Origin of the sequence: Undibacterium pigrum (assembly GCF_003201815.1) — a bacterium.
In the GTDB taxonomy this organism is placed as follows: Bacteria; Pseudomonadota; Gammaproteobacteria; order Burkholderiales; family Burkholderiaceae_D; genus Undibacterium; species Undibacterium pigrum.
In genome coordinates this window covers 294263-320452 of record NZ_QJKB01000007.1, presented here as the reverse complement: position 1 = coordinate 320452, position 26190 = coordinate 294263, and the positions used below count along the sequence as shown (strand labels likewise).

General features: G+C 48.8%; 23 protein-coding genes. 3 read left to right on the top strand and 20 right to left on the bottom strand.

The window, feature by feature from the left end:
- Positions 1 to 201: 201 nt before the first annotated feature.
- The 17 genes from DFR42_RS20435 to DFR42_RS20350 all read right to left on the bottom strand — a co-directional run bounded on the left by DFR42_RS20435 (position 202) and on the right by DFR42_RS20350 (position 15616).
- Entirely contained in the window at positions 202 to 1701 is a 1500-nt protein-coding gene (locus DFR42_RS20435) for a hypothetical protein (protein WP_146218924.1), read from the bottom strand.
- Positions 1674 to 2213 (bottom strand): GNAT family N-acetyltransferase, encoded by a 540-nt coding sequence (locus DFR42_RS20430; RefSeq protein WP_110256875.1) that lies wholly within the window; start codon positions 2211 to 2213, stop codon positions 1674 to 1676. The genes DFR42_RS20435 and DFR42_RS20430 overlap by 28 nt, the downstream gene beginning before the upstream one ends.
- Before the next feature lie 2 nt (positions 2214 to 2215).
- Entirely contained in the window at positions 2216 to 2410 is a 195-nt protein-coding gene (locus DFR42_RS20425; RefSeq protein ID WP_146218923.1) for a hypothetical protein, read from the bottom strand.
- Positions 2411 to 2487: 77 nt separating this feature from the next.
- Positions 2488 to 4038, bottom strand: a complete 1551-nt coding sequence (locus DFR42_RS20420; RefSeq protein ID WP_110256873.1) for a hypothetical protein — start codon at positions 4036 to 4038, stop codon at positions 2488 to 2490.
- Positions 4025 to 5413 carry a hypothetical protein gene (locus tag DFR42_RS20415; protein WP_146218922.1) on the bottom strand — a complete coding sequence of 463 codons (1389 nt, stop codon included), beginning with the start codon at positions 5411 to 5413 and terminating at the stop codon, positions 4025 to 4027. The genes DFR42_RS20420 and DFR42_RS20415 overlap by 14 nt, the downstream gene beginning before the upstream one ends.
- Positions 5414 to 5628: 215 nt before the next feature.
- The gene (locus DFR42_RS20410) at positions 5629 to 5982 is read right to left on the bottom strand and encodes a hypothetical protein (RefSeq protein ID WP_110256871.1); all 354 of its coding nucleotides are present in this window, start codon (positions 5980 to 5982) and stop codon (positions 5629 to 5631) included.
- A 3-nt stretch (positions 5983 to 5985) separates the two neighbouring features.
- A complete protein-coding gene (locus DFR42_RS29300; RefSeq protein WP_170133601.1) occupies positions 5986 to 7926 on the bottom strand; it encodes a hypothetical protein in 1941 nt (646 codons plus the stop codon).
- Complete coding sequence (locus DFR42_RS20390) at positions 7926 to 8534, bottom strand: phage adaptor protein (RefSeq protein ID WP_110256868.1); 609 nt, start codon at positions 8532 to 8534, stop codon at positions 7926 to 7928. Before DFR42_RS20390 ends, DFR42_RS29300 begins: the two co-directional genes overlap by 1 nt.
- Entirely contained in the window at positions 8531 to 8815 is a 285-nt protein-coding gene (locus DFR42_RS20385) for a hypothetical protein (RefSeq protein WP_110256867.1), read from the bottom strand. The genes DFR42_RS20390 and DFR42_RS20385 overlap by 4 nt, the downstream gene beginning before the upstream one ends.
- Complete coding sequence (locus DFR42_RS20380) at positions 8815 to 9120, bottom strand: hypothetical protein (RefSeq protein ID WP_146218921.1); 306 nt, start codon at positions 9118 to 9120, stop codon at positions 8815 to 8817. Before DFR42_RS20380 ends, DFR42_RS20385 begins: the two co-directional genes overlap by 1 nt.
- 116 nt (positions 9121 to 9236) lie before the next feature.
- Entirely contained in the window at positions 9237 to 10160 is a 924-nt protein-coding gene (locus DFR42_RS20375; RefSeq protein WP_110256865.1) for a DUF5309 domain-containing protein, read from the bottom strand.
- Positions 10161 to 10184: 24 nt separating this feature from the next.
- Positions 10185 to 11165, bottom strand: coding sequence for a hypothetical protein (locus tag DFR42_RS20370; RefSeq protein WP_211324371.1), 981 nt, complete (start codon positions 11163 to 11165; stop codon positions 10185 to 10187).
- A 113-nt stretch (positions 11166 to 11278) separates the two neighbouring features.
- Positions 11279 to 11440 (bottom strand): hypothetical protein, encoded by a 162-nt coding sequence (locus DFR42_RS29295; protein ID WP_170133600.1) that lies wholly within the window; start codon positions 11438 to 11440, stop codon positions 11279 to 11281.
- The gene (locus DFR42_RS20365) at positions 11437 to 11718 is read right to left on the bottom strand and encodes a hypothetical protein (RefSeq protein WP_110256864.1); all 282 of its coding nucleotides are present in this window, start codon (positions 11716 to 11718) and stop codon (positions 11437 to 11439) included. Before DFR42_RS20365 ends, DFR42_RS29295 begins: the two co-directional genes overlap by 4 nt.
- Positions 11705 to 14050 (bottom strand): portal protein, encoded by a 2346-nt coding sequence (locus DFR42_RS20360; RefSeq protein WP_110256863.1) that lies wholly within the window; start codon positions 14048 to 14050, stop codon positions 11705 to 11707. Before DFR42_RS20360 ends, DFR42_RS20365 begins: the two co-directional genes overlap by 14 nt.
- 8 nt (positions 14051 to 14058) lie before the next feature.
- Positions 14059 to 15306 (bottom strand): PBSX family phage terminase large subunit, encoded by a 1248-nt coding sequence (locus DFR42_RS20355; RefSeq protein ID WP_211324370.1) that lies wholly within the window; start codon positions 15304 to 15306, stop codon positions 14059 to 14061.
- The gene (locus DFR42_RS20350) at positions 15296 to 15616 is read right to left on the bottom strand and encodes a hypothetical protein (protein ID WP_110256862.1); all 321 of its coding nucleotides are present in this window, start codon (positions 15614 to 15616) and stop codon (positions 15296 to 15298) included. Before DFR42_RS20350 ends, DFR42_RS20355 begins: the two co-directional genes overlap by 11 nt.
- A 1060-nt stretch (positions 15617 to 16676) precedes the next feature.
- Here DFR42_RS20350 and DFR42_RS20345 point away from each other — a divergent pair.
- Positions 16677 to 20216, top strand: coding sequence for a CHASE domain-containing protein (locus DFR42_RS20345; protein ID WP_110256861.1), 3540 nt, complete (start codon positions 16677 to 16679; stop codon positions 20214 to 20216).
- A 44-nt stretch (positions 20217 to 20260) separates the two neighbouring features.
- Here the strand turns inward: DFR42_RS20345 and DFR42_RS20340 are convergent, their stop codons facing one another.
- Positions 20261 to 21100, bottom strand: a complete 840-nt coding sequence (locus DFR42_RS20340; RefSeq protein WP_110256860.1) for an AraC family transcriptional regulator — start codon at positions 21098 to 21100, stop codon at positions 20261 to 20263.
- Positions 21101 to 21194: 94 nt separating this feature from the next.
- On the opposite strand from DFR42_RS20340, the gene DFR42_RS20335 reads away from it, so the two are divergent.
- Both DFR42_RS20335 and DFR42_RS20330 read left to right on the top strand, forming a co-directional pair.
- Positions 21195 to 22385 carry an FAD-dependent oxidoreductase gene (locus tag DFR42_RS20335; protein ID WP_170133599.1) on the top strand — a complete coding sequence of 397 codons (1191 nt, stop codon included), beginning with the start codon at positions 21195 to 21197 and terminating at the stop codon, positions 22383 to 22385.
- Positions 22386 to 22655: 270 nt separating this feature from the next.
- Entirely contained in the window at positions 22656 to 23261 is a 606-nt protein-coding gene (locus tag DFR42_RS20330) for a hypothetical protein (RefSeq protein ID WP_110256858.1), read from the top strand.
- A gap of 190 nt (positions 23262 to 23451) precedes the next feature.
- Here the strand turns inward: DFR42_RS20330 and DFR42_RS20325 are convergent, their stop codons facing one another.
- Together DFR42_RS20325 and DFR42_RS20320 are read right to left on the bottom strand one after the other, a co-directional pair.
- Positions 23452 to 25197 (bottom strand): WD40 repeat domain-containing protein, encoded by a 1746-nt coding sequence (locus DFR42_RS20325; protein WP_110256857.1) that lies wholly within the window; start codon positions 25195 to 25197, stop codon positions 23452 to 23454.
- A 114-nt stretch (positions 25198 to 25311) separates the two neighbouring features.
- On the bottom strand, positions 25312 to 26190 hold an 879-nt coding region (locus DFR42_RS20320; protein ID WP_170133598.1), incomplete at its 5' end, for a choice-of-anchor A family protein.

Genomic DNA, 26190 nt, shown 5'->3' with positions numbered 1-26190 from the left:
TAGTGCCTGGCATACCGGGCACATTATTTATTGTATTGAGTACTTAATAACTGCGAGTACTCTGGTTTTATTCTGCGAGGTAGTAATCCAGCGCACCATTGGATAGCCGCAATTGAAACGACATTGCATGAATTTTCCTGGCAATCGTAATGAGGCCCGACTGACAAGAATAGACATCATGTCAGTCTTAATTTGCAATTATTATGATCCACTACCAGCATTGGCAGGTGTATTTGCGGCGCTGAATTGTTTGTACAAATTAAGCCCTGCCAGCGCACCGCCCAGGAGATTTGCACCCTGGTTTTGATACATCGGCGCAGTTGCATTGGTAGTTTGCGTACTGCCAAGATTCGCATAAGGTGCGATCAGGTTATTCACTTTCATAGCTCGATTGATACCAGTATCATTCGCATTCATGGCTTGATTATAAATATTGTTCTGTATTCCACCAAGCAAACCGGCACCTGCTGCCATGTTCTGGCTATTCAACTGGTTCGTACTTAGCTGCCATGCGCCATTCTGCATGTTGGCCTGTTGACGATTATTCAGGTTGGCAAGATTCATTTGTTGATCACCCTGGTAGTTAGTCATGTTTGCTTGCTGTTGCAACTGAGCATTTTGCAAAAATGAATTGGCCATGGCTTGATATGCTTGTTGTTGTGACTGATTAATTGAATTGGCATTGAATTGATTGCCTTGATTAATCATGCCTGCATTCGCGAGGTTAACTTGATTTGTCGCTGCAGCATTTGCACCTGACACGCCATATTGCTGGTTAGATAAACCCATGGCAGCGGTGAGTTGATTTTGGCGGTCTTGTGCATATTGTTGCGCCTGTGCCTGGACCGCTGCATCAGTTTGATTTTGAGCGACCTGAGATAACGTGCGCGTCAAATTGCGCGTCAGCGAATCAGCTGCCTTGCCTTCCGCCAAACCTTGTCGGGAGCCGCCATATTGGCCATTGACAATAGCATCTCCACGGATCGATGGTAGCAAATCCTGCTTGAAACTGGTTAACATGTCATCTTTGAGATTTTGAAAATTTGCAGAACTCTGGTTCAAACCTTTTTGAATAGCACCAGCAAGGTAAGGGTTATTTCCTTGTTCACCATAAATTAAGTTTCCCAACGCAGGATTAAGATTTAAATCGTTTTGACTGGGTGCGTTGATCTGTGCTGCGGGTGCTGCAGTCATCGTTCTTGCGCTTTCAACAGCGTAAGCGTTGGGCGCGAAGCTTATTGCTGCCTGCATGGGGTTCGAATAATTGCTGTAAGCCGCCAGCATGTGAGGCGATGTCAGGGGATTATTCATCAGATTCAAAGCACTATTTCGTTGTTGCTCGAAATCGTAAGCTGAAAATTTTCCAACATAGTTATCCGCGGCCTGATTAGAAATAGCCAAACCTGCATTTTGTGGCTGATCCAGATACCCCTGGAACCTGCTCAACAACCCTGGCGTACCCGCCGTGTAATCTGAGTCTGCATAAACGGGTTGCCCGTTCTCGTCGATGCCTGTTGATTTTGCCCCCTCTTTCAACGTTCTTCCCGTGCCGTACAACATCGCGGCCATACGCGGGTCAACTTCATTTCTTACGGTTTGGCTGCTGGGTGCCGATGAAGACGATCCTCCCTTATTCATGGCGTTACTGACTACTGCACCTGCTACCGATGCTATCACTGGTCCTGCGACTGGCATATCCATTCCTTTCTTGTCATACCGAGCATAATCTGGTCAATCAATTTGCCATCTTTCAGATAGCTTTCACGATTGATACCTTCAATTTTCATTCCATTCGTTTTTGCGAATCTGAGTGCTAATTTGTTGTAAGCTGGCACGTTGGTTATTACTTTTCTTACGCCAAGTTGATGAAATAAGTACTCACTCAGCAATTTGACAGAATCATTCGCTTTTGCTCCCCAGATTCTGGGAAGCAGACACGTATGCATTTCCACACAAGACTGATTATGATAGTGAACCATGTAAACTCCAGCTGCACCTTCTTGGTCAGAAATCAATATCCAATGAAATTCTTCACTATCAGGAGGTTCGATTTCTTTTAAACCATCTTCATGGATATGGGGAAATATCGCTGGATGAGACAATATCTCTTTCACTGTTTTCATGTCATGAGTTCGCTGCAATTTCATTTCTGCTCCTTTATCCTTTTCCTGCTGATACTGCAGGTGCAGATCAAGCAGTGTCAGCACCTCCATTTCTAACCTAGCAACACCCACGAAGATGTTGCGCCTTTGTAGTAATACACTCCCACTCCAGCACCAGGGTTCCACGCTATGCCATCGGCATAACGAACGTCACCATCTCTGGGCTTGACTGGAGCAACGCTTGTCTTGTCCAGATGTCCCAATCCACTCAGACTGATAGCCACTGATATTTTTTGTAGCTCAGACATAAAAAAACGCTGCATTTCTGCAGCGTTTGTAGGTACTTGCCCAGGGGCGTAAGCAATGGTGCCTAAATTAGATATTCTCACCACGCCCCCATTGTTTCCACATCGAAATCGAAAGAATCAAGTCGCCATTGAAATGCTGTCCCCGTCGCAAATTTGACGGCTATATAACGACCTGAGACGAACAGGTCCGTTGCGACACTTGAACCTATGGTGTATGTCACATCTGTATAGGTCGGGTCCACATAAGGTGTGTCAGCGCCACCTACACTAATGATCACGGTTTTTCCGTTGTTTCCAGATATGCGTGCCCTGATTCCCTTAATGCATTTGATACTTTCAGCAGTGTCAAACGAGAGCCCTCGTCGCTCAAGAAATGCCGAAGGTATAGCGCCATTAAAACTTGCTGAGGCATCAAGCATGTACAGTTTCATATCATTAGATGCCATGAGGACGCGCGCAGAATCAGGGGTATAGTCGGGTCCATTCCAAAACGTCAAATCGGAATCCCAAGAATCTGAATCTTGCGCCCATGTTCCGCCTAAGTCTGTCGATACCGAGCCGTAACTTGCATGGTTGACACTTGGCAAATCCCGGAATGACACCGTTTTATCTACGAAGTTATACACCATGGCCTTGTCACACGAATTTGCTCCAATAGATGGGTAAGCAAGATAAATCTCGTTAAGGAAAGGATTCTTGAAGCAAAATACCAGGCCCCGATTTGTTACATCAATGTTTTGAAAAAATGATCTGCGTGTCTGCTTATCCAATACAGAGGTGGCAGACTGCCCATCATGCACGATAACATCTGAGCCAGTGACGACAAAGTGCCAGCCGTCAAACTCTACCGCACAATTGCGGTTTAACATGCCTGACATGCCCATGATCTTGGAGAACCTGAATACCGATTGGCCACCAACATAATCCATTCTGTGCGTAGAATTTTCAGTATAGATGATGAAAGAATCTCGCAATGACAAGCCATCCACGATGGGACTGATCGCCTCAGCAAGATCAGCTTCACCAGCATCCTTGGTAGGATCTGCCGAGTCCCACGTCGATGGAAATGCCCCCGAATCTGCAGGATGAGACCATTTCACCAGAAAAGGTTTATTGACGCCAGAAACGGTAACATTCAGGGCCACAAGGAAATTTTTGTACGCCCGTAAGGACTTGCAATAAGTATTCACTGGCCAGTTCACCAGATCTACAAATTTGTTTGCAGTATTCAAATCCCAAGTCATTGGCACTTTGGAAGTATCGCCGACATTCACCACTGGCAGACCAGACAATAGAGCATGCGTCCATTGATTGACCACTCCAGACCTGGCCGTCGCATGCGTTATGTCCGTGTGTGTCACTATCCCTGCGGTATAAGTAACTGCGTGAGATTTCCCAGCCGACATATACAACCAGTAACGGTTCCCCGATATAGTTACCGGAAATACATACTGTGGAATCACAACTGGGAAATTATAGACTTCACCATGACCATAAAATTGATACGCAGAACCATCAAGGAAACGGATATTGCGGGCATCAGTCCATGCATTGACGGGCAACTCATGCTGTGACAAGTCTTTATTGACGCCGTACTGTCCCACTTGCCCTACTTTAACGAGTGCCATATGCGCTTAACAATCCATAGCGATTTTGAGTATTTGTGGAAGTTTGTTGTCCTTGATTAAGCAAGCCACGCTGTTGAAAGTTATTTTGAAAATTGTTTGGGTTTCCATACATACTTTGCGAAGTATTTCCCATGCCATACGGATTTTGCATACTCTGCTGGCCCCAGTTACCCTGCTCAGATTGATTAGCACTCGCCCAGTTTACGTTCACTGCCTTGTTATATGCGTCTGTTCGCTGGAACGGCTGCAAATATGGATGCGGGTCGCTTTGCTGTGGTGCCAGATATGGATTTTGCAGCTGTTGCGGTTGTTGCCAGGGCATTTGCTGAACGAACCCTTTATTTGTGATCCATGGATTTTGATTTGAGACACCCTTCATGGTCTTTAAACCCGTGTCCTGATTGATGTCACCAGGCAGGCGCGGCGCCTCTCCACGATAGGTATTGACTGGAACATAATCAGGGTGAGTTTGCATATATTGCTGCGCTCTTGCTTGTACTGATGCATCGCTCAAGTTTTGACCTGCAAATGGATCGTCAGTAATACCCCGTAGCGCATTTTGAAAATTCAATTGCTCTTGCGTGGAATTCATCGTGTTTCCAAAGAAATTATCCATGCCACCAGCTAAATCCATCTGGCGTCTTGTCGCACGCAGAAATTCTGGATCATAGCCAGCGTTACCAACGCCGTTTTGTGCATAAGCCATCTTGTTGGCTATTGAATTATCCTTTGCATAAGCAGCCATGAAGCCGCCATTTCCGCGTACTTCAGCCAATGGGTCAAAGTCAGGGTTTCTGATCCATGATCCATTTGAATTGATGTATTGTTCATTTGACTGTGGCTTGCCATTTGATAATGACTGCTGTGCTGGCTGGACTGCTTGTGAATTGCCTTGTGTCGTCACAGACGCAGTTACTTGATTGTTGACAGGCGTATTGACCGTCGTTTTTTCCAGATCGCCTTTTCCGATTCCCTTACCATTCACCGCGTTTTGAGCAGCCGCAATCTGAAAAGCATGATGAGAGACATCATATCCTTTATTTTTTATCTCATTATTCCAGTAATCAATACCTGCCTGATCACCTACTTTGCCAAAGGGAGCATACCAATTGCTGGCAGTATTTGCGCCAGCATTGCTTTGCAAATTATCCGCACCTATCCCCTTACCCATCAGCATGTCTTTGGATGCAGCACTATAAAATGCGCGGTGTGCCTCCTCCTCTCCCTTACTGGCGATTTCCTTGTCCCAGTAATCCATCCCCGCCTGATCCCCGACTCGTCCAAACGCTGTATACCAATCTGCTGATCTACCTTTACTCATTTGCAAACGCTGATTGGTAGGATTTCCGCCAACTCCATTAAAATTAGTTTCCATGCTTTCCCTTTTCAATTAATAGCTTGGCAAACGACTTACCATCCCAAATGATCACCGATGGAAACCCTATTATCACAAGGGATGTAAGTAGTCACCACACCTGACACTAAATTGACTACGATGCTATTTTCAATTTCTGCACTTTTCATATTCACCAACAGTAAACAACAACCAGACCATTACCACCTTTGCCATACGCCGACACATCAATTTAACTAATCTCCAATTTCTTGCAATCGTGTGCGCAATTTGGCTATTTTATTGTCTATTTCTTTTAATTTTTTATATGGAAAATCATTGGCGTCACTCAATTTAAGAAGCAGTTCTCTTATCTTTCGATTGCAGCCATCTTCACGTTCAATAGAAATTATTTCGTCAGAGAGCAACTTTCTTTGATCTTCTTTAGAAGTTTTCGGCTCAGTTAATTTTTCACCATCATATACAAAACCAATTGTTGCCTTACTATCTACAATGCAAATCAAATTGGGAAATAGATACCTGGCTCGTTCAACAGATTCAACTTCGATCATATTGATGACTAAGCCATTTTCTACAATATGGACTTTCATATTTCACCTATAAAAAACACGGACTTCACCGCGACCGCCATCACCACCATTACCTATCGTAGAAGAACCAGTCCCACCACTTCCACCGCCACCACCAGGCACTCCACCCGCACCACCAGCTGCACCATTAGCGCCGTTTGATCCGCCACCACCACCACCATCGCCAGCAGCGAAGTCACGTGATGTTCCAGCATTTCCAGCTGTCGGGGAAATTGCCCCACCAACTCCGCCACCACCTGCAACGGTACTATTGTTCGCCCCACCGGCACCGCCAGTTCCAGCCGTTGAGCTGGCATACCCACCACCTCCTCCTCCGCCACCGCCTCCATTTATCGATGAACCGCCTGGAAAACCATTGTTTGCATTACCTGCACCTCCGCCACCGCCACCACCAAATTCTGCATTGCCGCCATTAGTATTATTTGCTCCGCCCCCACCGCCCCCATATCCAATATTATTGGAATAGCCATTAGTTGCACCTATTGTGATCCCCGTCCCAGTAGCAATATTTGGAAGCCCTCCATTTGCGCCTGTCGCATTGTCAATGCCACCACCGCCGCCGCCTGCGCCTCCGCCAGCTCCGCCACCGGCCTTGACTAGTAGGACACTTGATTGTCCGCCAGCCGTTCCAGAAGTACCCGTGTTTGTGGCCCCAACTCCGCCAGCTCCTACCGTTGTTGTGGTACTTGTATTTACGCTCAAAGGTGGCACTAGCGCAAATCTACGACCACCACCGCCGGCTCCGTTAAGCGCCGACATCCCAGGAGTGCATTTCCCGCCGCCACCGCCGCCACCAATTACATCCACAAAACAATGAGTTACTTTAGTTGGCCAGATAAATGTTCCCGTCTGTACAAACCGCGCAAATCCTCCAGACAAGCGCAAAGTTGACCAGTTAGAGCCATCTGTCATGACTAACAATGCACCATTCCTATATTCTGTTAAAGTGTAAACACCATCTATCGTTTCAGCGGCATTACCGTCAAGAGTCAGCGTGACAGGATTGCTTGCGGCAGCCGTATCATTGCAATTATTGTGTATGTAGCAGTACCATCCCGCGCCAGCAGTTGCAGCAGCAGGTGTCATAAAGGTAGCGGAAGTTGTGCCAGCTAATGTAATTACCTTTGCAATATCAGTCGTCAAAATCGTGTAATTCGCAGTCTTATTCACTACTTGTGGACCACTGTTAACCCAACTCGCATTACTGCCATCTGTCGCCAGCACTTTCCCCGCATTCCCGGTTTGCCCGGGCAAAACAGGAGAGAAAGCCTGAGCAACTACAAAGGCACAGGTTGCCACTTCATTGGTAGCAGTACCAGCTATTTTGGTTGCGGCTGTCACTGTTGCAGCAGTAAAATCCTGCGTTCCTGACCAGGTTTGGCCAGAAACATTGCCCTTGGCCAGCATGGCAGGGCCCGTTAGATTACCTGCTACCGCCAGATTATTAGATACAGCCAAATCACCATTGACGACCTGATTCCCGACCATCGTCAAATTACCCGTCATGGTCTGATTGCCAGTTTTCAGCAAAGTCTCAGACCCGGCGACGATGACAAAATTTGTACCGTCATACATCAACAGCAATGGCTGGTTGGCAACGATATCGCCAGCAGTAGGATCGGCGCCCAGCAAAGTCTTGACCGGTTTCGCACCCAGACCAGACACATTCACCGTCAAAGCGCCCGTTCCCACATTTACTGGCCGATACAGCAGCAACAGCCCCGTAGTGTAAGCCAGCAAGGCAGTAGCAGGGTTCAGGATATGTGCCGCCGCAGTACCTGTTTCTGCACCGGTAATAATCACCGCGCCAGTAAAGCCAGCGAAGCATTCCTTCAATACGGTTTTCAGCATACGGATGTGGTCATCGCCCTGGGATTTTGGATCAGATGCCGTAGGATTCGTGATTGTCAGATCATTGATATAGCTTGCAGTTTCCAATGCCATTATTTAGCCCTCACTTGCATGGTTGAACCTGAATACCAGTCTATGGAATTGATGGCATCCACACTTTGCAGATACAGTTTTTCAAAAGTCGGGATACGCGCATCGTTCATAATGAACGGCTGCGCTGCACATAAAGCAGCGTACAGATACACGTTGGGGAAAGCTGCCAGCAGCCAGTTCGTCGTATTGGTAGTTGTTAAAGCGGGTATGCGCTGCTGATACGTCAGTTCCAGTTGATAAGCTGCATCTGGTATAGGTGCCAATTGCAGTTGCTGGCCAATGACAGAAAATGCCACTGGCTTGCCAGTCGCTGCACTTGCGTGATCAGCACTGAGTTGATCCGGGGTTGCGTAAAGCAACCCCGTCACCGGGTCGCTACGCAAGATAAGGCGTCTCATTTCCAGCATATCAAGCGGTAGATTCACATAGGCATTACCCGCTATTGTCATCAAATTGCCACGTATATCCATGGGTCGTGCCACGATGTCCGATGACATTTTTGCCTCAGCCAAAGCAATAAAATCGGCAATAAACGGTGTCAGATCCGTACGATGCAACCAGCTGCTCACGGCTGTTTGTAAACTTGCATAGTCAGTGATAGCGCTCATACCCGGCCTCCCCAGACACGAAAAGCAGACAGTGCAGGGTCAGCCAGCATGCTTTTTACATGTACGGCTTCCGCCATGAATTCCTGGAAGCTGATACCTTTGTCATTCAGATATCTCTCCACAATCACCATGGGAAAAGATGCAGCATGTCGCATGTCAGTTGAGCCATGTCGTCCTTCCTTATGCAGAGCCTGGGTATGCTCAGCAATGGCTGTGCAATCCTGTACCCGCTCAAACGTGACATCACCACCTTCGACGTGGATATTGGTCGTAACTGCCATTACATATTCTCCAGCGGAGAAACCTGCACCACGCCTGCAGCAGCCACCTGTATTGCGGCTATTCTGTCATTGCCATTCACACTCAGAATGACAGCGTCACCAGGCTGCACCTGCAAATCGGTACTCAGAGCAGTCGCAGATGATTTGCCAAGGCGCACGCAAGCTGGCGCGGTCGCAGCAATACGGATAAAGCGCGGTAATTCACCGCTGGACATTGTGGGAATAGTTGCAGATGCAGACGTACCCGAAGTGACTATTGCCACCCCGGTGGTCTGACTCGAAACGGTGATATATCCACCATTCATAAAACCTCCTGCGCTTCACAGCGTTTTAATTCAATTGAAAAAGGCGGGGCTTACACCCGCCAGCTTTTTCCATGCAGCCATCAAAAACTAATGCCTACTTATTAGAACATCAAAAATTACAAGACGTCGTAAATCGCACCATGCGCCTTCGGTGCACGGCATTCCAGCGTGTATTCCACCACCAGTTCGCGCTGTACTGCATCGCCTGTCGTTGCCAGTTCGATGGTGCTGAACGGGCGCAGGTAAGCCAGTGCCAGCTTGTCTGCCTGCAAGACAAACACATCACGCGCCGCCTGGAAACGGTTCGGCACGACCTTCAAGGAGCCAAAGTCAGATACATACACATCAATCGCCGCATACAGTTTCGCATCTTCCGACTTATCGAAACGTGTAGCGTTACCAGAAAATGTAGAGAAAGTCTGTTTCTGCGCAGGGCCGACCATGATGGTGTCCGGCTCGCCACCCGCGCTATAGCATTTCTGCAAAACATTCTTCAACTGTGCTTCAGTAAAAGCGCGCGGTGTACCGACAGTGCGGCCAGTATTGCCGGTATAGGATGCCAAAGTACCGGCATTATTATCGACGTTATCAACCACCCAACCGACCAGGCCACGTGCCTGGCGCGGTGAAGTTGCAGCAACATCGAGTTGACACAAGGCCGATTCCATATCACGTTTCAATTCCAGCGAAGCCATGGACAACTGGTAAGCCAGTTCATCCTTGCGGCCCGCCGGGTTCATCGCTTGTTGAGTACCAGAGACGATGACGGTCTTCGATGCGATCTGGGTACGGTTGCTCAAACGCACGGTCGGTGTCACGCTCTTGGCCGTGGCATTGTCACCCTCAGCTTGCGCATTGGTGGTCACTGCGCTGGCCAGATCCTGCGTTTGCCATTCGTGCAGCGTGTTGCTGGCCTTGGCCTTGGCAGCCATGTTCATCAAAGGCGTAGTGGTTGGGGAAATGCGGTAAATGATATCGCTAAGATCTTCCTTGTTACCGATTGCGCTGGTCGTTACATAAGTATTGCTTGGTGCTGTCATAGATTTCTCCGGGGTCTCGCGACCTTAAATAAATTTTGCAAAAAGAGATGCTGCGTCTTCAACTCTGCCAGATTTGGCAAGACGCTGCATGGCAGCCTGACGACCATCACCACCGGGCGATTCGCCCACACCCGGCCTGACTACCTTTTGCGGTATGCTCGTCACACGTTTGGCTGCCGCATTGGCTTTAGACATCATGGCGTCGTACAGCATGGCTTTACGCCCCAGTAAAACTGCCTTGTGGTCGGCAATGCTGTCTACCAGTTGATGCTCAAAACCTTGTTCCAGTAAATAGCGGCGAATGGCATTACTTTCGGCTTCAGCCTTTCTGCTGTCTTTCCAGTCCGGTAGCTTGGCAAGAAGTTCTTCCTGCTGCGTATGGAGCACAGACTCCAGATGGTGTGCCTGCTCTGCCTGGGCAATATGCGCCAGGTGCTGTTGTTGTTGAACATTTTTCTGATAGGCGGCCTGTCTCCTTTGATAGAGGTGCTGCTGTTTCAGATATTCAGCGGGGTTATTGTCCAGCAGATGTTCCCAGTCTATCTGCTGTTGCTGGTTCAAAGCGCCTTCGATTTGCGCGGCCATCTTTTGCAGATTGCTGGCATATTCCTGGCGCTCCTGGCTGGCTCTATGGATTTGAGCTTCGGCAGCCTTGCGCTGCTCAGCTACTTCCATGGTCTTTCTGGTGTAGTCGGATTGACGCAAGCCATTTTTATAGGCGTCTGCCAACTCTGCCTTGGATAAATTGACAGTCTTGCCATCTACTACAATGGTGACAGCCTCATCATCTCCGGCATACAAGTCCTGCTCTGCATCCTCATTGACTGACTCGGCAGACAAAGTATCATTCCTGTCTCTCCGGCCGTTCAAGTCATCCAAAACTTCCTTCTCCAGAGCCTGGACACTTTTTTCATGTGCCTGCGGTTCAAGAAAAGCGCCCATGGCTTGCGCTGCACCATCGACATTCAAAGCACTACTTGTGGGTTCAGTTACCTGATTATCCATATTCCATCTCCAATCAATGAATGGGACTTCCACCCATTCCCGGCGCCTCACGGCGTTAAGATTTATCCGGCAGAAAAGCCGCTATCGCAGCCACCCAGTGTGCCGGACCACCACTAGACTTTTACTAATTCACCACTATTAAGCTGATAAGCAGCTTCACCACATGCCACCCTGACCCAGCCCTTGGCTGTTTGTATCATCGCCACCGTGGGATGCGGATGAAAGGCCATGGCAACCGAATCCTTCCAGGCCTTGAAATCCTGTACCGCCTTCACCAATTCTTCAAACGATGCATCAGACCTTGCTTGTGCTCCACTTCCAGTTGCGCCAGCTTGCCGGTCTCCAGCGTCGTATCGAGCTGGCTTTTGAGTTTCTTCAGCATGGCCAGATACATCCAGAGTTTTTCCCGCCCCTCGGCGTCGCGTGCTGGTGAGTTTTTCCATTTTTCCGTAACCTCGTTTTCTATATCAGCAAAAGCCTGCTGATAGGCTTCATTCTCAAGCACTTCCCTGGCGCGGCTGGCTGCATGTACGCGTTGTTCAAATGTGCTCATCATTCCCTCCTGTCAGTTCATTTGTCAATCCCGCATTCAAACCATCCATGCAAGCATCCAGTTGAGCTTGTGGTTGCATCTTCGCTTCTGCCGCAATACGGGCAACCATCATCCTGGTTTCTGCTTCCAGCTGCGCTTTCCAGCGTTCAAATTCCATGCGCTGCTGGGCAAGCTGTGCATCCAGTTGTGCTTTATGCTGACGTTCCTGCATATCATTCTGCGACTGCGCCTGCTGTTTTTGTGCTTCCAGTTGCAGTTCACGTTCACGCAGCATGGCTTCCTGCTGCAATTCACGTTCCCGCATTTGCATGTCCATCATGTGTTTTTCTTTACTCGCCTGCATTTGCATCTGCGTCTTTTGCTGCTCAGCCTGCATCTGCATTTGTGCAGGATCAGGTGGCGGTGGTGGAGCCGGTGGATTTTTGGCAGGGTCGCTAAAAAACTTGTCGCCGTTCTTAAATCCCAGCAAACGCGCCAGCTCAGAACTGGATTGGTAAATCCCTTGCGGGTTCGCTATCCCCAAAGGAAAAACCTTTTCCTGTTGCGCCAGCAAGGCCATCAAATGATTTACTTTCTGGTCTTTGTTACCCAGACCTATACCGACATTGATGCTTACATCAAACTGGTTACGCCATTCGCGCGGATCAATATCCACCCAGCCATTTGATAACCTGACCTGCGCTTTCTTGTCCTGATGCTGGCATATCAATTTCAACACCAGCTTGAACAATTCAGTGAAGCCTTCCGCAAAATTGCGCGAGATCAAATCCAGTCGCATATCTGCCTTGTTGGTGATGATATTCATGCCCTGCGCAGTCTGATTCAAGCCATCAGAGTCATTGCCCTGGCTATAGCGTGTCCAGCCTGTCTTGTTTTCCAGGTCTTGCTGAATATATTCCAGCAAACCCATGGCCTCACCTGTATTGCCCTGCGCCTGGTCAAGTCGTCCTACTGCACCAGGCTGTTTGATACGCACCACGCCACCTGGCCGTGAAGTCAGCAAATCATCCAGATTCACCTGACCTTCAACGGCGTAATAGCGACCATTAACATTGAGATAAAGATTATCAAGCTGGCTGCGCAAGATGCTGGTCTTGGTTTTCTGGCTTTCCATCGCCAGGTCGGCAATCGACAGTCCAAAGAAAGTATGCGGCAATGGCACAGGCGTTATATCAACAAAGGGGATGAAATCCACCTCTTCATTGTCAAGCAACTCATTGCCGGCTACTGTCACCTTGCGCAATTCACTGATACCATCGCCGTCAAAATCACAACGTACATACGCTTCCGTGATCCAGATCTTGCGCTGGCTTTCATCAGCATTAGTGACTTCATCCGACAAATAGGCGTTTTCATCATTCCAGCTCAGTCGCTCAATGCGTTCCAGATTTACTGCCTGGCCCTGGTCTTCACCACTGATATTGTCCACATTCTTGTAACCCATGGATTTCAGCTCAGACACTGTACGTTGTACTCTATGCCCGACAAATTTGGCCGTCTGTATATCCTTGGCATTACGCGCAATCAGAAATTCTTCAGGTGGCACATTGTCGATCTGTATCTTGCCGCCAGTCTTTACGCGCTTGCAAGTAATGTCATAAAACATTTCAGGTGGCTGTGACTGGATTTGCTGCAACTGCGCTTGCAACTGTTGCACAGCTGGATTAGCTGGCGGCATACTTGGCTGGCCAGGCGGCTGTCCGGGTTGCTGAGCGTTCGCTTGCGGTGCCTGCTGCATTTGCTGACTGATTTGTTGGTTGATCTGTTCGACCGCCTGCTCACGCTGTTTGGCATCATCCTCATCCGGATAAGTCTGCTGGGCTATCACCTCAATTTCCGGGTCATCCAGAATTTGCGCCAGCTCTATCTGGTTCAACCCCTTGTATTCTTCTTTCGCCTCTTCAAAGCGAGTATCCCACCACACTTTGACGATGCCATTTTTCTGCAGCAAAGCGTCCTTCATCCACACATAAGCGATCTTGTGACCATTGTTCTTTTTAAAGAACAGGTAATTGATATACTCAGTCGCAGCCTTGGCCCTGGCTTCATCGTCCGGGTTTTGCGGCTCAAATTCCACGATGGAATCACCACCGCAAAACGTCACCATCAATTGCGGCAGCATAGACTCTATGGTGTCACGCACATCGGTAGAAACTACCGATGAACGGCCATCCACTTCTGGTGGTGACAAATCACCCACCGCCAGACCCAGATAATAATATTCCGCCTTTTGCCTGGCTTGCGACAAACGCGAAGATGAATAACCCAGGCTCTGGCGCATTTCTGTCTGCACCAGTGCTTTCAATTCGTCTTGAGATAAAGCTTTAGCCATTCCATCCTCTATGCATAAGTAAATTTAGGGTAAGTCAGTTTGCCGCCCCATTCTTCGTTCGACATCGCCTCTGCATTGATGCAGATATAGCGCAGGTTGTCCGCACCATGGCTGAACTCATCATGCAAGGGTGCGCCAGCTTCATTCGTGCTTTGATTAATCACACGGCGATAACGCTTCACGCATTCAATCAGGCGTGCAGTTTTGTCAGCGTCAAACCACAAGCGTCCAAATGTCATGCGCGTCAGGCGTATGCCATCTTCCACACTCATGCTGGGAGTGATCGCCACATCCCAGCCCAGAGCTGTCATGATTTCTTCTGCGCTCTTGCCGGTTTTGAAGTCCTTGTTGCGACCATCGTGAGGCAAAAATAATTTCCCCCAGTTCATATTTTTTTTCTTCAACAAGGCCGAGTAATAATCCAGCGTCTGATGGCTGTCTTCCAGATATTCAATCACCCGCAATTCTGAACTTTGTCTTTGCACCAGGCTGATCGCCATCGCATCATTCCAGCCCAGGTCAACCACCACATGCACTTTCAGCAGAGGGTCATACGGCACATGACAAATCCTCCCCTGAGCGCCAGCAACTTCGTGGTAATAAATCGCCCCACTGACTGCAGGTTTGCATTCACCATCCCAGATATTTTTATAAGCTTCAGGCTCGCGCTGCATGCAGGTTTGTCTTTCTCTTTCCAGCACTTCAGGGAACCAGGGGTTATCGCGCCAGTTCATCAAGATAGAGACACAGTCATGCGGTGGTCTTGCAACAAAACGCTGATGGGTAGGATCAGTTTCCAGTTCAGGGTTATAAGTCACCCAGATTTCTGAGCCTGCTGTGCGTATTGTCGGTATCAAAATACTCCATGACCTGTCCGACACACTCTGGCCTTCTTCAATCCACACCTTGGTGCAACCTTCAAAAGACTTGATACTGTCAGCCGTCTGGTCAGACAAACCGCTGAAATAAAAACGCGTGCCATTCATGCCGCGAATTTCTGATTCATATACCTGGTAGAAATGACTCAAGCCTAGCGCTGCAATCTGGTCACGCAAGAGCTGATGCACAGATTGCTTGATCGATTTCTGCAATTCGCGTGCGCATAAAATCCGCTCCACATTCTGCACACCCAGCAACAGCAAGGCGCGTGCAAAGCCCCAGGACTTACCACTACCGCGCCCACCACGCGCCACTTTGTAACGCGCTGGCTGGAATAAAAATTCCAGCTTTTCAGGAAACTCGCATTCAATCTGCATTCGGCTTGACCAGTTTGATGGCGATATCGCTGATCAGATGCTCACCGTTTTCTCCGGCCCCATTAACTTGCAGGGGTAAAATCTTCAGATACAACACTGTCCAAAAAGCTTTTTCATTGGTCGGGTCTTCCCTTGCCCATTGCGCCAGACGCAAGGCACCGCCCAGTTCTTCGCCAGCTTTGGCAATCGCATCCCTGACCGTCAATGTAGATAGACTGACTGCTTTCTTTGGTCGTCCGCGTGTCTTGGCAGCAGGCTTGGCCGCCATCTCAGATGCAACAGCAGCCTTCACAATTTTGCTTTCACTCATTTATTTTCAGGATGCCTTGCGGCTTGTCCGACTCCAGGGTTATCAGCATAGGCCCGCCCGGGAATCATGGGCAGCGCAACTGCACGGGCCGCCTAGACTGCATAGGCCGCAATTGCAGGCGCACATTCCCACGATTCCCGTCAACGCCCAAAAAGATTTACCTGTCTGCTGCTTCGCGTTCAGTATGGTCAGCACTATGTGATAGGGTGATACGCTTGCAATCACAAACAGGTAAAAGCATGTGCGCCAGCACGAACAAATTGTGTGGCGCGATTCTGTCAATTTTCTGCAATCGTCAACAAAATTCGTGAACAAAACGCAGAAAAAAAAAAGCCCCGCTGCTTTACAGTAGCGGGGCCAGATCAAATCTAACAAATCAAATTCTTCAGGACGCAAATCGCCCTGAACAGAACTATACACTGATTAAATAATCAGTGCAAATTTTTCTTAAGCTCCAGTATTCACAGGAAAACTCCCGAAAAACATGGCGCAAAAGTTTAAGAAAAATCCATAGCCTCAAAACCAAAAACCCCACTTTTTACAAAGCAGGGTTTGTGGTTTTTATCTGAGGGATACTACGGCAAAGCAACAGGGCGCAGCTCGCCCTGAACAACACTATACACTGATTATTTAATCAGTGCAAATTTTTCTTATCCATTCATTGCAAGTATCACAGCCAGAAAGCAACAGCGCAAAAACAAACCAGATTCGCGTCTTTAAAAATTAAAATAACCAATAAAAACAAGTACTTAAAAATCAAAAACCCCACTTCTTTCAAAGCGGGGCTTGTGGTTTTTATCTGAGGGATACTACAGCAAAGCAACAGGACGCAACTCGCCCTGAACAAGACTATATACTGATTATTTAATCAGTGCAATTTTTCTTAAGTCTTTGTTTCTTTGAAATTCACCCGAACAAAATATAAAAAAAATACCACCTGAGGCAGCCGTCAAATTACAACCCTCATGATGAATAAAATCACAATGGCTTGCTTTCAGTCATATAATTATTCAAAGCAAATTTTTCGCTATAAGGTGTTCATTCTAGGGAGCCAGATATCTTGCCCGTATCGTCCTTGAACAATGTCTTATCCCTGGTATTGAGGAATCTGCTGCTGGCCTTCGTCTATATTCTGTTTGGACGTATTGCCTTGTTGCTGGCGATTCCCCCCGGTTATGCCATTGCCGTCTTTCCGCCGGCAGGTATTGCTGTCACCGCCGTCCTGACAGGTGGCTACCGCCTCCTGCCTGGCGTAGCGATTGGCTCATGTATTTTCAATCTGTGGATAGGCTGGGAAAGCCAGGGGCAATTCAACACCACCAATGTCGCGCTGGCGCTGCTGGTTGCTACAGGGGCCACGTTGCAAGCCATGAGCAGCGTCTATCTGCTCAAACGCTTTGTTGGCTATCCCGCTGCACTTGATGATGAACGTCATGTCGCCCTCTTCCTGCTGCTGGCAGGCCCGGCAGGCTGCCTCGTCAATGCCAGTGTTGGTATCTTTTCCCTGTTCACCCTCGGCCTGCTGCCAGCAACTGACATGTTCGGCAACTGGTTCACCTGGTGGATAGGCGACATCCTCGGCGTTCTCATCGTCGCGCCGCTGATCATGATACTGATGGGCCATCCCCGCACCATCTGGAAGTCACGTCGCCTGAATGTCGGGCTTCCTTTGTTGCTGACTTTGTCAGTCGTCGTCTCCGTCTTTCTCTACGTACGCGGGTCGGAGCTGGAGCGCCAAAGGCAAGAGTTTGCAGCCGAAGCCATCCACATGACACAAGCCATACAGCAAAGATTCGACTTCCAGAGCGAGCTGCTGCGCAATATGGAACGATTCTTTGCCAGCACAGAACGTATTTCGCGGGCAGACTTCAATACCTTTGTCAGCCCTACCCTGCAAAGGGAACAAACCATCATCGCAGTTGACTGGGCCCCGCTGGTCATGCTGAAAGAGCGGCCAGCTTATGAAGCCAGGCTCAAGGCGGAAGGTCATGCCGATTTCAGCATCAAGCAGCGTGCAGACAATAATCTCTTTGCTCCCGCAGCAGAACGTGAGTTTTATATACCCATTGAGTTCGTCGAACCCTATATAGGCAACCAGGCAGCCCTGGGGTTTGATCTTTATTCAGATCCTGGCAGAAGAGACTCCATAGAAAGGGCACGTGACACAGGCAAGCTCAGCACCACCTCACCTCTACGCATCATCAGAACCGACAGAGCAAAAAATGCCACCGGCAGCCTGATTTTTGCCCCTGTCTACAAGCGTAACAGCCCCGTATCCACAGTCGAAGAAAGGCGCACCGCCTTTCGTGGCGTCGTCCTCTGCGTGCTGCAGGTCGATGAACTGGTCAGGCATGTTTTTTCTGAAGATGCGCGCAGCCAGGTTTTGTTCCGTTTGCGTGACCTGAATAGCGCGGCTGACAAGGCCGACGTTTACAATACCTTGGGTCGGCAGCCAACAGCTGCAGAGTTTCGTAGTGTTATTCTGTTTGGCGACCATCAATTTGAATTCCTGGCCCAGCCCTCGCCCGTCTACTGGCATTTGCATCACTCCTGGTCAGCCTGGGCAACCCTGATAGGCGGGCTGATCTTTACCAGCCTCATCAGTGTGTATTTGCTGGTGGTCAGTGGCAATGCCTTTCATATAGAACATAAAGTCAGACAGCGCACGCTGGAACTGCAAGCCAGTAAAGAAGAGCTCATACGCAGCGGCTTGCTCTTGCAAACCGTCATGGAAGGCACTGAATCCTATATCCATGTGCGCGATCTCGATGGCCGCTATCTCTATATCAACAAGGAATACGAAACCGTCTTCCAGATCAAGCGCGAGAATCTGATAGGCCAGACCATAGAAGATGTCTTCCCGCCGGATCTGGCCAGAAAATACCGCAGTGCCGAACAAACCGTCATCGCTACCAAGACTGCCTTGCGCACAGAAGCCATGGTGCAGCAAAAAGACGGCCTGCATACCTATCTGGTCGTGCGCTCCCCGCTCATCAATGCCGATGGTGAAGTCTTTGGTGCCTGCGGCGTAGGCACAGATATCACCCAGCGCAAGCGGGATGAAACCGCCCAGTATGAAAACCTCATGTTGCTGCAGGCTGTCATGGACAGTACCGCATCAGCCGTCTGCCTGCGCGACAAGAATGGTAACTATCTCTATGCCAACAAAGAATATGACAGGCTCTTCAAGCCTGCCAATATCCCCAGCCTGATAGGTACCAGCGTCTTCTACCTCTTCTCCAGGGACAAAGCCGAACAATATATGCGCATGTCGGATGAAGTCATCCGCACTGGGACGACACTACGCACAGAAATTGCCGTCACGGCAGGTGGCGTCGACACCACCCACATCCTCATGCTCACACCCTTGCGCAATGAATCAGGTGAAATTTACGGTGTCTGCACCGTCGGCACCGATATCAGCCAGCGCAAAAAATCAGAAGAATCCATACTCGCCCTCAATGCCCAGCTGGCCGAGACCACAGCCTTACAAAACGCCATACTCGACAGCGCCAACTTCTCCATCATCGCCACTGACACCTCGGGTTTGATACAGGTATGGAGCAAGGGTGCAGAACTCATGCTGGGTTACTCTGCCGCAGAAATGATAGGCCTGCAAACACCCGTCTGCCTGCACGACACGGCAGAACTGACCAGCCGTGCCGCAAAACTCAGCCAGGAATTTGATATCCAGGTCAGCGCCGGGTTTGCCGTATTTGCCCTGCGGGCGCTGCAGGGCATGGCAGATGAAAGTGAATGGACATATAAACGCAAGGACGGCAGCCACCTGCCCGTCATGCTCTCGGTCACAGCCCTGAAAGATGACAAGGGAGAGATATCCGGTTTCCTCAATATCGCCTACGACATCACAGAGCGCAAAAAAGTCGAAGTCATGAAGAATGAATTCATTTCCACCGTCTCCCATGAATTGCGTACCCCGCTGACCTCAATACGCGGCGCACTTGGTTTGCTGATGGGTGGTGCGCTAGGAAAAATGCCGGAGAGTGCAGAAAAAATCCTCGACATCGCCACCAAGAATTGCCAGCGCCTGGTCAGGATGATCAATGACATCCTCGACGTAGAAAAAATAGAATCAGGCAAGATGGAATTCAACTTCGCCCAGGTACATTTGATCCCTGTGCTGGAACAAGCCATCGCCGCCACGGCCTCCTACGCAGAGCAACACAAGGTCAGCCTCAGGCTGCAAACAGAAATTGCAGGAGAAGATGCTGACGTCGTCAGGATAGACACAGACCGCATCACCCAGGTCCTCATCAACCTGCTCTCCAATGCCGCCAAATTTTCTCCACAGGGCGCGACTGTCGATGTGCTGCTGACTTCACAAACCGGACAATTACGTGTCGCCATCATCGACCAGGGCATAGGCATCGCAGATGAATTCCGTGAACGCATCTTCCAAAAATTTGCCCAGGCAATTTCTTCCGACTTCCACAAAAAAAGCGGCACCGGCCTGGGCCTGAGTATTTCCAAGGCCATCATAGAACATCATGGCGGGCAAATAGGTTTTACCAGTGTCATCGGTCAGGGTAGTGAATTCTTCTTTACCCTGCCAGTCCTTGATGAACTAAGGGCACTGTAAAACGGAAGTTCAACGCGCTGTTATGTGCTCCGTTATTTGCCCTGCTATTTGTCTTGCTTAAAATACCGCCCCGGTGATTGTCCAAAATAACGCCGGAACATCGCAATAAAATTACTAGGCGTCGCATAACCCAGGGCATCAGCAACCACCGCCACCGCCTCGCCTGCGGCCAGTTGTTCCAGTGCATGCAAAAGCTGCGCTTGCTGACGCCACTGTCCTATGCTGATGCCCGTCTCTTCCTGAAACTGGCGGCTTAAGGTGCGCACAGACATGCAAGCCATGCTGGCCATCTCAGGCAGGCTCAGGCTGGCACCCGGTTGTGCCATTATCATCGCTGCCAGCTCGCGCAAACGCGGGCTGGCAGGCATGGGCAAATGCAAAGCCTCATGCGGTGCCTGACGTAACTCATCCAGCAACACCGCCAGGACTGCATTTTGCTCCCTGCCCAACACCTCCACCGCTGACCAGCTAGCAGCCCGCACCACCAGCGCACGCATCAGCTCATTGACCCCGACAACACAGGGGTGCGCAGGCAAATCCGCACTCGCTGCGGCAGTCAGCAAGACACTCCAGCCACTCATGGCACCGCTCATACTCACGCTGTGCAGATGCCCAGGCGGTATCCAACCCGCCCTGTGAGGTAGCAGCATCCACGAACCATGACGGGTACGCACATGCACCAGGCCACTTTCTACACAAAACACCTGTCCGCGTGCATGGCTGTGCCAGTCATAGTCCCGCGTCCCCAGTAAAAACTGATTGTCTTTATCAGTATTGGCGACAATGTCAGCCTCACCGAGTTTTCCCCTCTTTTCAGAACGCAAGGCAATCAGGGCCGGGCCATCAAGCCAGTCGCTATAGTCAGTGGAAGATTGCAAATTCATGGCAAGAATTCAGTATTTATTGTCGAAACAACGTTATCAGGCATTGCTGCTTTTGTCCAATAATGATCTGCATAGAAAACAGACAAGGAAGACAATGAATACCCCACTGCAAATATGCATCATAGGCGCAGGCTTAGGCGGCCTCTGCCTGGCGCAAGGCCTGAAAAAAAATGGCATCAGCTTCGAAGTCCATGAAAAAGACCAGGCACCCGACAGCCGCAGCCAGGGTTACCGCCTGCGCATAGACCAGCATGGCCAGACCGCCCTCACCGCCTGCCTGCCCGCTGCGCTATATGACTTATTCCAGCGCAGCTGTGCCCTGCCGTCAGAGCAGGTCAACACACTCAATCCACAACTTGAGACACTGACAGACAAATGGGTCAAAGACTGGCAACATGACAAAGCCGGGGCAGAAACAATGCCAGACCTCAAAGCCAACCGCCTCAGCATGCGCGAAGTCTTGCTAAGCGGCATACAAGGACATGTGCACTTCAATAAAAAACTGATTGATTATGCCGAGCAGGCAGACGGTAAAATCCTCGCCCGTTTTGCAGATGGCAGCAGCAGTCTGGCCGATATACTCGTCGCTGCCGACGGCGTACATTCACGTGTGCGTGAGCTATGCTTTCCTGAACTTGCACCACAAGACACTGGCAGCATCTGCATCTATGGAAAAACCGCTTACAGCGACGAAGTACGCGAGCAAGTGGCTGCGCAATTACAAACCGGCACCACCATTATCTTCGCCCACGAAATGGCAGCAGTCATCGACACCATGCTATTTCGCGATGACATTAAAGTGTTCGACGCCATCAGTCACGCCAACGACTATATCTACTGGGCCCTGATAGGAAAACGCACCAGCTTTGGTCTACAAGATGATCAGGCCCTACCTGCCACCACCCAAACCATACGCGCCTGCCTCAACCAAACCAGCACAAGCTGGGCAAGCGGCCTCCAGGCGCTTTTCCACCTGACCCCGGCAGAAGCACTGGCCCTGCTGCCAGTCAAAACGGCCACCACCATGCCGGTCTGGCAAACCCAACACATCACCGCCCTGGGTGATGCCAGCCACGCCATGAGCCCCGCCAGCGGCCTTGGTGCCAATTCTGCCCTGTATGACGCAGCAGCTCTCACATTGGCGATCACGCAGATACACACAGGTGCAAGCACAGCAGAAAACGTCATCAGGAATTATGAAAGTCTGGTACGCCAGCACAGCTTTGCTGCCTTGCAAGCCTCTCAAAAGGGTAGTAAGCAATTATTTGGTGATGAGGACAAGTGAATAAATAGTGCTGATTCCAACCAAGATCAAGACCATACCATGCAACTCACGCATCTTAATTTAAGCGACAGCAATTCGCGCGCCTTAGCGTTTTTTGAACTCAACTTTGATTTCAACACATAAAAAAATAGAGTCTCACATTCAAACATTCTTTAACAGTGCAATTGTCGCCATGTCTTCATCTCCTGCGAATGAACTTCGATAGACATTGTATAGATAGCACGATAATATCATTGGCAATTCCCTACTAAATCACGACCAGCCATCATAATGATCACGCTCAGGCAAACCCTCTCAAGGCATGATACCTACTTTGAAAAACAAGACAATGAAGAGCAGGTTTCTCTTGCCTTCTTTATTCTTGCCTGCTTCGTCATCTGCCTGATAGTGGCCTATTCATTGGTTGCCTTCAGAGATAAATGGAATACAGAGCCTCAAGTCCGTAACTGGTTAGCGAATGGCGATAACATCTCTGCGCTAAGGCTTTTCTCTATTGGCTTCTTCCATTCTTCAGATCTCCTGATTGCTGGCGATGGAACAGTTTGCTCCAGGTCAGATGAAAACAGTCCCGTTGCCGGACATTTAAATGAGGCCAACTTGCAGCGGCTGATGAATTTGGTCGCAACGCATGACATTCGCTCACAACACTCATCCTGGAGTGAGCCCATGTATACCTGCCGGGAAGATATCGGAATAGAGATACAGCTACGATCGGGGGAAATTGTTCGCAAAATCCCTGTTGATCTCGGGACGGGAAATGTCAATATCATTACACAAGCAATCTGGGATGCACGCGATAATATGAACATCTCTCAACCGGATAAAGCTACAAGCTGCATGGCAAAAGGTCCACTGCTACCAAACCGGGACAACTGAGGTTTTTCATCACAGACACGAATAGCTATCGCATGTCCGTTCAAGTATGAAAGATGTGGCCAGGTCGCCAATCGTACCCTCAACAAATGCATGAATGTAAGGCCCCTTTCTGGTTTTTTACAAATTTTGCAGATCGGATGAAGCGATTTGTTTTAGCTGAACGTTGAACAGGACAGCCACAGCAAAAAAATTAGTGTTTTAATGGTCGCAATCCTAATGTTTTTGTATGCAAGTCCCAATCAATTCCAAAGCCACCCGCATTTTTTGGTTCAATATATTGAACAACGTCTGGATAATTTTCAGGCACTCTATATCCATAAACTTTTACGATTCCACCGTTCTTGCAATTCCATAGAATTAATTGTCGATCTTTTCCTCCTGTGATGAGAAATTTTCTATTGGGACTGATTGCTGCACAAGTAACGTATTCTCTATGCCCCTTCAAAATATGTTCCCGCTCTTTTACATGAGCATCCCAAATCTCGACAGTTGATGCATTCTTATCTCGAACAATAACTTTTGAATCATATATACAAACCGGCATTCGCAAATTTCTTTTGAAATTTCCTTTAAAAAAAGCAGTTCCCCTATTTGTTTCAAGGTCCCAAGATCTCACCAGAAATTGTCCGTCACGCTGATCCTTAACATAACAATATATGCTATTTTCAATTTGCGTCGTCATTTTATTGGACAGATTTTTACTAAAAAAAGAGTCAGTGACGTCTATCTTTTTCAAGCATGTACCACTGTTAATGTCCCATATACGTATGCTTTCATCTTCAGAAGCAGAAATAAAACTTCTGCCACCTGAAAGAAACTTAAGCGCGATAACCTGACGTTCATGTCCTTCATAGGAGAACTTACAAATACCTGTTTGCGTATCCCATAAGCGTATAACTGGCGGATTTACATACAAAAGAGTAGATTCGACAGAAATAGCAAAGCGACCATCGGGGCTTAGATCCAGACTCGCAACACCATCTGCGTGATCAGCAAACACTTTCAAACATTGACCGCTACAAATATCCCAAAATCTTGCCGTGCCATCTGAAGAGCCAGAAAGTGCATAGAGTCCATCTTGGGAAAAGGCCAGAGAGGTAATGCTTCCAACATGCCCTTGAAATAATCGTATGCAGACTCCCGTTTCAACGTCCCAGTACCTCAACATAGCGTCGGTTGAGCTTGATAAAATAAAACGGCCATCTTGAGAGAAAATCACATTTGTAATTTCCCCAAAATGTCCTGCATCTATTAAATTTTCTTGGAAATTGACACGTTTTTCGTTCGCTGCTTCAGACTTATAGGATGCAGGTAAAAGTGCAAAAGTTGGAACCAAAAACCTATGTCCAGTATGAGTTTCTTCAATTTCCACTTGCGCAATAAATCGCCTCACTTCATGCCACTCACCTATTCCCAGAATATTGCCACGACGCAAACTGTTCTCCCCTAGGAAGTTGAATTCAACTTCCTGACCAACATAAAGCAGCTTAATAATTTCTTCACTACTTAACACATCTTCGTCGCCAACTATACTAACGACAACCGACTCATGCTGTTCAATGTTCAGATGTTCGACATGAAAAACACCTGCACTCTCAAAGGCCTCCAATAATTTCAAATGCGGCAAAAAATAATCGCTATATCGTTTTTCAGGGGAAATGTACACAGAACTAAAAATTGGGAAACTGTTTCTCTTATAGTTATTGACCCAAGATTCAATTTCTCGAGTTAACGCTCGAAGACCTGGCCGCGAAATAATTGCGTCTAATTTGCCTAAGGTGACTGCGCCTCCACACAATATGGGCAAAATGAAGTTAGGATCGATTTGTGTTAGCACCCGTACAAATAGCTCTGCCGCGTCACTTTCATGTCCAGTAACATATAAATAAACCTCAGCGTTCCATAATTCAGATTTTATCTTTTCAAAATCTATCATTTCAAACCTTAACAAGATTAAATCGAAGGCAATTCGATTTATTAAGACGCTGCAGAACAAGCAAGATCAACATGGCAAAAAATAAGATTTTACGCTCTTCATTGCCATATTACTTTAGTTCATCTGCTTAAGCGCTCTATCCATCTGCGCCTGCAAAACACTCCCCAGCGAGTTCCCCAAACTATCCAGCAAAGCCGCCATCGCCAGATCACCATCTGTTACTGCTGCTGTGGTTGCAATTGTGTTTGTACTGTTCTTCGCCGCTGTACTTGATGACGATGAACTAGCCGCTGGAATCACAATCGCACTACTCCCCGAAGTCGCCTGCATAGGCGTCGCAGTCAAGCTTGTGGTTTTGCTGTTCGTCGTCGTAGCCGGTGTAACCGGGCTCACTGCGGTCGCATACGGATTCCCTGCGACGACCGACATGCCCATGGCACTGGATTGTGACTGTGCTGGTTTGGTCGGCATGCCCGCCGCCTGGAAGCTACGGTTATTGGCGATGTAGACATTGCTGTTCCAGTTGTTGACCACAACATTGCCATCAATCACACCACTGCCACCACTGACTGTTGCCAATGGCGCGAGGATGCTGGCGTTCAGGGCGACGTTGGTGAATGTCAGTTTCTTCGCTGTGCTGAAGTTGAACAGGGTGTTGTAGTTCCTGAAGCCATCTGGCATACCGCCTTGCATACCACTGTCACCAGTGACGTTGATGATGAGGGTCTGGCCCGGTGTGAGGTTGACGAAGTTGGCGTATGTCACGTTCAGCAGGTCTGCTCCCTTGACGTTGAAGATCTGGGTGCCGCTGGTGCCATCTCCCTGGAAGGTCATGCCGTTGAACTGGATGCTGGTTTTGCCATTGGCGGTTTGGGCTGCCAGGTTAGTCGACAGGTCTGTCAGCTGGGTTTTGTTGTCGGCAAAGCTGAATGGGGGTGCGGCTTTGACGACGGTATCGCCTTGCTGGAGGTTGTTGACGTTTTTGCTGCTGCC